The 7,600-nt window shown below is 68.6% G+C and carries 8 protein-coding genes; 6 read left to right on the top strand and 2 right to left on the bottom strand.

Annotated elements, in window-relative coordinates:
- The first annotated feature begins 1,012 nt into the window (after nucleotides 1-1,012).
- Nucleotides 1,013-1,255 (top strand): DUF6411 family protein, encoded by a 243-nt coding sequence (locus LPA54_RS06860; RefSeq protein ID WP_023591429.1) that lies wholly within the window; start codon nucleotides 1,013-1,015, stop codon nucleotides 1,253-1,255.
- A gap of 936 nt (nucleotides 1,256-2,191) precedes the next feature.
- On the opposite strand, the gene LPA54_RS06850 is transcribed toward LPA54_RS06860, so the two are convergent.
- Entirely contained in the window at nucleotides 2,192-2,368 is a 177-nt protein-coding gene (locus LPA54_RS06850; RefSeq protein WP_228974786.1) for a hypothetical protein, read from the bottom strand.
- A 188-nt stretch (nucleotides 2,369-2,556) separates the two neighbouring features.
- Here LPA54_RS06850 and LPA54_RS06845 point away from each other — a divergent pair, with 188 nt between their 5' ends.
- The 4 genes from LPA54_RS06845 to LPA54_RS06830 all read left to right on the top strand — a co-directional run bounded on the left by LPA54_RS06845 (nucleotide 2,557) and on the right by LPA54_RS06830 (nucleotide 5,775).
- Nucleotides 2,557-4,317 carry a hypothetical protein gene (locus LPA54_RS06845; RefSeq protein WP_228974783.1) on the top strand — a complete coding sequence of 587 codons (1,761 nt, stop codon included), beginning with the start codon at nucleotides 2,557-2,559 and terminating at the stop codon, nucleotides 4,315-4,317.
- Nucleotides 4,318-4,550: 233 nt separating this feature from the next.
- Nucleotides 4,551-4,763, top strand: coding sequence for a hypothetical protein (locus LPA54_RS06840; RefSeq protein ID WP_228974782.1), 213 nt, complete (start codon nucleotides 4,551-4,553; stop codon nucleotides 4,761-4,763).
- Nucleotides 4,750-5,214: a hypothetical protein gene (locus LPA54_RS06835; RefSeq protein ID WP_228974780.1), complete on the top strand. Its 465-nt coding sequence runs from the start codon at nucleotides 4,750-4,752 to the stop codon at nucleotides 5,212-5,214. The genes LPA54_RS06840 and LPA54_RS06835 overlap by 14 nt, the downstream gene beginning before the upstream one ends.
- Nucleotides 5,215-5,469: 255 nt before the next feature.
- A complete protein-coding gene (locus LPA54_RS06830; protein WP_228974778.1) occupies nucleotides 5,470-5,775 on the top strand; it encodes a hypothetical protein in 306 nt (101 codons plus the stop codon).
- Nucleotides 5,776-6,381: 606 nt separating this feature from the next.
- On the opposite strand, the gene LPA54_RS06825 is transcribed toward LPA54_RS06830, so the two are convergent.
- The gene (locus LPA54_RS06825; protein ID WP_228974777.1) at nucleotides 6,382-6,618 is read right to left on the bottom strand and encodes a hypothetical protein; all 237 of its coding nucleotides are present in this window, start codon (nucleotides 6,616-6,618) and stop codon (nucleotides 6,382-6,384) included.
- Between the two features lie 375 nt (nucleotides 6,619-6,993).
- On the opposite strand from LPA54_RS06825, the gene LPA54_RS06820 reads away from it, so the two are divergent.
- Entirely contained in the window at nucleotides 6,994-7,542 is a 549-nt protein-coding gene (locus LPA54_RS06820) for a tellurite resistance TerB family protein (protein WP_228974775.1), read from the top strand.
- Nucleotides 7,543-7,600: the final 58 nt, after the last annotated feature.

The following is a 7,600-nucleotide window of genomic DNA, read 5'->3' as shown; positions in this document are numbered from 1 at the left end:
GTCTGAGCGCACCGGGCGTACTGCGCCGGTGTCGTCGTCCTGGCCGGTGTGGCGGTACGCGCGGACGCGGTTCGCCCGGACGCGGGAGTCGTCGCCCACCTTGGCGAACGCGTCCTGGAAACGGCGCGTGGCGCGGGGTACCGACGGCGCGGCGCGGCCGCCAGACTCAAAGGCGCCACCCGGCGACAGGCGGCGGCACGAGCAGCGGACGACCGCGGCGCGCAACCGGAGAGTGGTGGGTGAAACGGCGACCCGGCGGGCCCCGAGGCTACCGCGGCGGTACAGCGGTCGGCCGGCCGGGCGTAGCAGAGTCGGAATGCTTAAGCGGCGGGAGACCGGACCGCGAGATGGCAACCGACGCGCGGCCGGTGCGCGGCGGGGGCTATCCGGCGGCGCGACCGGGGAGCGGAGCAGGACGCCGCGGAGCGGTGGCGGGCGGCGGAACGGCGGCGCGCGACCGGGAAGCGGAGTGGCGGCCGGGCGGGCTACCGCGGCGGTGAGGCACCCCCGGCAGGAAGCCGGACTGCGGACGGACGGCGGACGGCGGACGGCGGACGGACTGCGGACGGACGGCGACAGCACGGCGCGCAGGCGCCGGAACGGCTCGGGGCACGGCCGGCGCGGGACCGGAGCTCAACGGCTCAGCGGCTCAACGGCCCGGCGGCCGGACCGGCGGACGGCGGCGCGGTGACGGCGGCACGGCCGGGGAACGGCAACGAGCCGCCACACCGCCGCGCCGACGCCATGCTCCTGGAGCTGCTCCACGGTAGTGACGACGACGGGCACCGCCTGGCTGTAGTCCTTCGCCGTGATCCCCCGGTGGATGGTCTGGTACCGGCGCGGCGGCCGTACGGCGGAGTGGTCCGGGGGCCTGAGGCGACCTCGGCCGTACGGTGACCTCGGCCAGCGGCCGTACGACGGCCGGAGCCGGGGCGTGACCGAGGGTTCGGCGGGTACACGCGGTCGCACACGACGAAGCGTCAGCGCACCACCGAGGAAGTGGGGTCCAACCATGATGATCGCCGGGATCATTGCCGTCTGCGTCATACTCGCCGTTCTGGCGTTCTTCCTGCCCCGCCTCTCCAAGCACCCTGAGCGCGGTACTCAGAAGACCCTCGGCCTGGGTTCCCGCGCGGGCGGCAAGGCCCCCGGCCCGCTGGGCCGCCTCTTCAGCAAGCCGTTCAGCAGCAGCTCGAAGGCGGTCGGCAAGAGTGGCACGGCCGGCCGCCGCATGCGGGGCCACATGCCCTTCTGACCCCACGTCCCACTCGGCCCGGCACGCAATCTCCGTTGGCGGCCGGGCCGCGGTGTGTCTGCGAGGGCGAGCAGCAGGGTCTGCCCGCGCTGCTCGATCTCCTCGCTCGGCTGGGAGAGGCAATCGGCGGCTTCGCAGAGAATGCCGTCGGCGAGGGCGCCGCGGCCGTCGTTCTTCGGCAGGGTGGCAGCGTGGCGCTGGTCGTCAGTGGCAAGCGCGCGGGCGTGGCCGGTGAGCTGGAGGGCGAGCTGCTCCAAGTCGCTGGCGGTGAGGGTGTCCTGGTCGGTCCACGCGAGGACGGCCTTGACGAGGCACTCGTACGGTTCGCGATCGAGCGGGAGCCCGGCTCGATCAGGCCGTCGGCGTCATACAGGACCGTGTGGGTGCTGGTGGGTAGCAGTGGACATGAAGGTTTCCCTCCCAAAGTAGGGGCCCGCGGGCGGTCCGCGGACTGAACACGGCAACGCCCGGCACCGGACCATCTGCGCGGTCAGGTGCCGGACGGACGGCAGGGTGCGACCACACCCCCTTAGACACGCGAAGGCCCCACACAAAGACCCCGCCCCAAGCTCCGACCAGCACATCCGACTGGCCTACAGCTCATGGACAAGGCCCAAGCGAGGTTCCCTGGTACTGGAGGTTATGGACAGGCGAACGGGATTTGTGACAGTGGGGGCGTGCCGATCGGCCGGTCCGGCGCCCAACGGCCCAGCGCCCGGCCCCCGCGCACCGCAGCACCACGGCGTCGGGCGAGACCGGGCGGGACGAGACCGGCTACTCGGAGCGCGGTGTCGTGGGCGTCGGGCGCGGGTGGGCAGTGGAGCGGGTGGGCGGCGGCGCAGGTCCTCCACGTCGGGCAGGAGCACCATGTGAAGATCGAAGCAGGCCGCGGGATGAGCTCTGTGTTCTGGTTCTCGCCGCCTCCGGTAGTGCCTTCTACGGGGTTCGCCTTCCGTTGGTCCAGACGCCGAAGAGGCCGGCGATGGCGACGGTGTAGGCGGCGAGTTCCTCGGTCGTCAGGTGGCCGAAGACGACCAGGAGGGCGCCGATGCTGAGGACGGCCGCGAAGGCGGTCAGGTCCGGGAAGCGTGGCGGCTGGTTTCGGCTGGGCATGCTTTGCCTCTCTCAAGTCGGTGGAAACAGGTACTGCCGGTCGGCTGCTGTTCCACACTGAGCGAGCAGCGTTTTGTTACGGAAGACACCAAGATCGTGTTGCTGGGAATGCTTCCTGCGCAACAACTCGGTGGGGGGCTGGAGTGGCGGGTGGTGGAAAGCCGGGCAGGCCCGGTTGGCGTGGCGAGGTGAACGGCCAGCGGCCAGCGTGGGAGCCCAAGGAGGGCAACCCGGGTGGTTCAGAGCTGGTGGCGTGGGTGGAGCATCTGCGGGATCTGTTGGCGTCGTTTCCCACGGATCAGGAAGCGGCCACTGCGCTTCGCACGGACAAGGGGAAGGTCTCCACCTACGTCAACGGCCTTGAGGTGCCGACCCTGGAGTTCGTCAAGCGGTTGCTGAGGGAGGCTCGTCCAAACGGGAACCAGGTCACCGAGGAGGTACGCACGGTGACCCGCGCCCTGCACGTGGAGGCGGTGAAGGCGTTCAGCCCCAACCGGGCCAAGAAGTACCAGGACGCCTACATGTACGAAGACCTCTCTCAAGAGGTCGGCGTGCTGAAGGAAGAGCGGCGCCTGCTACGGCGGGAGCTCGATGCCGTCAGACAGCGGGCCGCGGAGAAGGCTCAGTGGCTTCGAGCGCAGCACTCGCAGGAGAAGGCACGGCTCGCCGAGGAAGTCGAACTGGCCCAGGACCAGGTGCGTGCTCTTGAACAGCGCCTGGCGGATGCGGAACAGCGGATCGACCAGGCCCGTGAGGAGACGGCTGTTGCCCGGCGGGAGCTGGTGGAATTCCGCAGTGCGGCAGGTATGGAGCTGGTCGTCGCCAGGCGGCAGGTCCGCGAGCTGCAGGATCAGGCCGCAGCAAGGGAACGCGTTCACCGGCTGCAGCAGCGGGAACTGTCCGAGGCGGCGCAGGAGAAGATCACCGCTTTGGAGGAGGAGCTGGCCCATACGCGGCAGGAACTTGCCGTGGCCGAGGAGCGGGCCGACGAGATCCTTGGGCGCCTGGTGGAGTCGCGAGCGGAGATCGAGCGTATCCGCACGGCGGAAGACCACAGGACCGCGGCGGAGCAGGCGGTCGCCGAAGCGCTGGACGTCGTCGACGACGCATACGCCCGTCAACAGGCAGACGCCCCACGGCTCGATGAAGGAACCGAGCCGCCGAAGTCGCTTGTTACTGTCACGGCAACAATAGCCACGACTGCCGAAGCAGGTCGGCCACCAGGCCGAACCGCACCAGCCGGCCCCGGCGTCCCTGCGGGCGCCGGCCGACTGAGATCGCCCAAGAGCCCTGCGGCGGACTCGGACAAGCATCTCTCCTTCGCCGACGTACTTCAGATCGGCGCCTGCGTCCTCGCACTCGCGGCCATCGTGCTGGGAATCATCCAGGCGGTGGACGCCCATGCCGAGACCGTCGCAGACCTCCACGCACCCGTCTGCCCTTCAGGGGTCACGGCAACAGCACAGCAAAACTGCGTCGGGAGAGAAACCGGCCAAGTGGTGCAAAAAATGCGCTCCTTGGGTGAGAACATGGACCGCCTCAATGTCAAGCGCCCCTCTGGCGCCACCGAAATCCAGCAGGTCGAGTTTGACATCTACCGCGCGGTACGCGAAGGCTCGACGGTGGACCTCACCGTTTGGAAAGGCGACATCGTCGCAGTCAGCGCGGCAGGCAAAACAACGAGGATTCGTCCGCTACCGCACTTGTCCCTGCTATGGATAGCGCTCCTGATCGGCCTCGGAACAGTCGCAATCCCCTGCGCTCTCAAGGGATCGGCGACCCCATGGAAAACAGCCGCATGGGTGGCACTCGGGTGCTGCTTTGAGACTTATATCTCCGTTGGGTTCGTCGTCGAGTCCCCCTACTGGTGGCTACAACTGATCGGTGTGCTCTTCTGCCTCATCGGCGCCGCTGTCACCTTCATCATCGTCATAACTTTCGAGGACTGACCAGCCGCGACACCCGCAGCGATGCAGACCCGGCAAGCGACGGCCCGTCCTGGACACGGCGAGCCACCGCGCACCGGGACGAGACGGCGCGGTCGCTGGTCGGGTGGCGACGCTGCGGTGTGGGGGCCCACCGGCGCCGCCGTTGGCCGAACACCGCGAACCTCCACCTACTGATCAACAACCAGACCGCCAACACGACCAGCCGGGCCAGCAATCACTGGATCAGTGCACCTATGCGCGGACAGGACGCCACGCTGGAGCGGCTCCGCGTCGACCGACAACTCGAAGAACCCCTGACCCACGGGCCCGACCCGCTCCACCTCGCCGAGGTGTTCGGGCTCGATGAGAAGACCGCCATGCGCTACGCGGACTCCGCACGGCGCCTCCTGGAAACCAATGCCGAATCGTGGAACGTCGTGACAGCATCGGTGGATGATCAACGCTGAGGACCTGGTCGGAAGGCGCCTGCTGAAGGTGACGACATCCTGGCACCACTACCAGGAGACCGAGTCTTCCCTCCTGCACATGTGGCTGCACATGGACGGCCTCGGCCCCGTCCGGTTCCACACACCGGGCGACGGGTTGTCCCTGGAGATCGACCAGCCCCACGGCCCCTACGACATGGACGAGTGCGGCCACACCACGGTCGAGGACGACCTGCCCGAGTTCCCCATGACCCGGTTGATCGGCCAGCGGATCCTCTCCGTCCGGGAGATCCGCTACCAGCACGGCAACTACGACTTCGCCGTCGGCATCACCGTCCAGTTCCCCGAAGGCACCATCCGCATCCTCAACCTCGCGGACGAGATCGTCCTGGCCCATGACCAGCACCTGGGTCCGGTTGAGGAACATCTCCACGAGGCGACGATGCCCACGGGCCAGGACGCCTCGCCGTGAGTTGGCAAGGAACTCGGGGGCCGACCCCCACAGAGCACAGCTTGCGACCCGCGGGTTCGCGCTGAAGAGCCTTCAGTTTCCCTGAACCCACGGGGCTCCACGGCCTCGGGGAGCATCGGTACAGCGGTGGGCGCTAAGAACGATCATGGACGATTAGCACACCGGCTGGGGGTTCCGCGGAGGGGAATCGTTAGGCCGCATGCGCGTGCCTTGAACCGTCTCGTGATCGTTCGACTGGTTGTGAAGAGATTTCGTGTGATCTCCCTGGTCCTTTTCGCCGCCGGGCTCGTCGGCGTAGCCACGGAACCGGCCATGGCTGACACCATCATCGGCTTCGGCAACGCGGCTCATGACAACAGCTGCGCCAATCATGGTGGAACGCGAAACGAGGCGGCCACAACTCAGCACCCGGGCACGGCTTCCGGTCTCCAGGCCATCGCCCCATCCGCTGCCCCGGCCAACCAGTGCGGCAATCTCGGCGTCCTCAGCAAGATCAAAGGCTTGCTCAGCGGCCATGAAGACCAGGTGAAAGAAGGGGTTCTTAGTGTTCTCGAAGAGTGATGTCGGTGCCGGTCGGTCCAGCCAGTCAGCCTGACTAACCCGCCCGCCCCGGCCCTGCGACGGGCCTTCGTCACCCCAGGGCGTCCCATCCGGTGGCCCGCGACGGGATGAGGTCGAGCGGGACGTCGCCGGGGCGGCGCACCTCCAGGACGGTCCAGGCATAGTGTTTAGCGGTCATGTGGGGCTGACTCCTTCGGGGCGGTGACCGGCACGCTGCGGCGGCCCCACGTGCTCGTGCTGGGCCGCTACGACTCCGGCGGCCGACTGCGGCCGATCGGCCGCACCACCCCGCTGTCCGCCGAGCCGCTGCCAACCGCTCGACGGCGCCCAGGGCGTCCCTGCCGTCCCTGCCCAGCGCAAGGCCCGCCGCGAGTACGAGAACCGCGTCACCGGCCTCAGAACTCCGGCCTGAAGATCACCGGCTTAGCGCCAACGGCTGTACCGATGTTCCCCGAGGCCGAACCACCAGCGAGGGGCTGGTTCCCAACCCGTTCCGGGGGATTTTGAGCTGCAAGGCTCCCTTATTTTAGTCAAGAATCTATAGGACACCGGGCCGGGTCAGGCGGGCATCAACTCCCGGATCCCGGCGACGATCCGGCGTGAGAGCTAGACGTGGCCAGCGTCGGTCGGGTGGACGCCGTCGGCCCCGACGTACGCGGCCGTGTTCCCCGCGGTGATCCATGGGCCGTGCGTCACCATCAGGGCGCCCGCCGAGTCGTCCACCGACCCCGTCACCGGCGAGACGAACGGGTAGCCGGCGGCGGCCGCCGCGGTGCGCACCGTGGTGTCGGTGTTCGTGATCGAGGCGCCCGGGCTCCCGTTCGGGGACCAACAGCCGAGCACGTACACCTCTCGGGCGGTTTCGGCAACCCGACGGGGCACGGCCAGGCAGCGGCGGCACGTCGGGGCGTGGGTTGCTGACGGCAGGCGGCCGCGGCCAGACCTGCAGGCGCCGTACCGGCGCCGCGACGGCGCAGGACCGAGGCTCGGCGGCGCCGGCGCCACGGCAGCACCCGGCGGCCGAAGGACCATACGCCCGGTCCACGGGCTGCCCGGTGCCCACTTGGCGTACAGGTCGACCGTGTCGGTGACGTCCTCGTCCAGTCCCGCCGGACGCTGAACGCATTTTGCGGAACCTTTGCCTGGAGGTAGCCGTTGGTCAAGTGAACGCGCGAACGGAATCGCGACCGGCTCAGAGGAATACCGAGGGCGACGTCAATGGCAATGTGGGACCGACTCAAGGACCAGGCCCAGACTCTCCAGCAGGCCCAGCGCGGGCGCGGTGCAACCCCCGGCCCGAACCGCGGCGGAATGTCCAGCGGCGGCCCACGCGCCCAGCTGGTAAGCGTATTGAAGACCCAGCTCGGGTCCCTCAAGACGGAGCTGAAGAGCGGTGCGTACCGGGACGCGAGCATGGCGATGTGCGCTCTGGTCGCGGCTGCGGACGGGCAGGTGGATCCGGCCGAGCGGCAGCACGTCGAGTCGATGATCCTCAGCAATGAGGTGCTGCAGAACTTCCCGCCGGAGCAGTTGCGCGAACGCTTCAACAAGCATGTGGACCAGCTGACTCGCAACTTCCAGCAGGGCAAGGCCGAGGCGATGCAGGACATTGCCAAGGCCGCCAAGAAGCCGACTGAGGCGAGGGCGGTGATCCAGACCGGCATCGTCATCGCCGGGGCTGACGGTGATGTCTCCCAGCCCGAGCAAATGATCATCCGGGAAGCCTGCGCAGCGCTGGGAGTGTCTCCCGCCGAGTTCCAGCTCTGATCTGTCCGTGGTCCGGATCGCCTCGGCTGAGTGCACGGCCACATCAGCGGAACCGGAC

Origin of the sequence: Streptomyces sp. DH12, assembly GCF_020873895.1 — a bacterium.
In the GTDB taxonomy this organism is placed as follows: Bacteria; Actinomycetota; Actinomycetes; order Streptomycetales; family Streptomycetaceae; genus Streptomyces.
The sequence above is the reverse complement of the archived record's forward strand: the minus strand, read 5'-3'. Positions and strand labels throughout refer to the sequence as shown.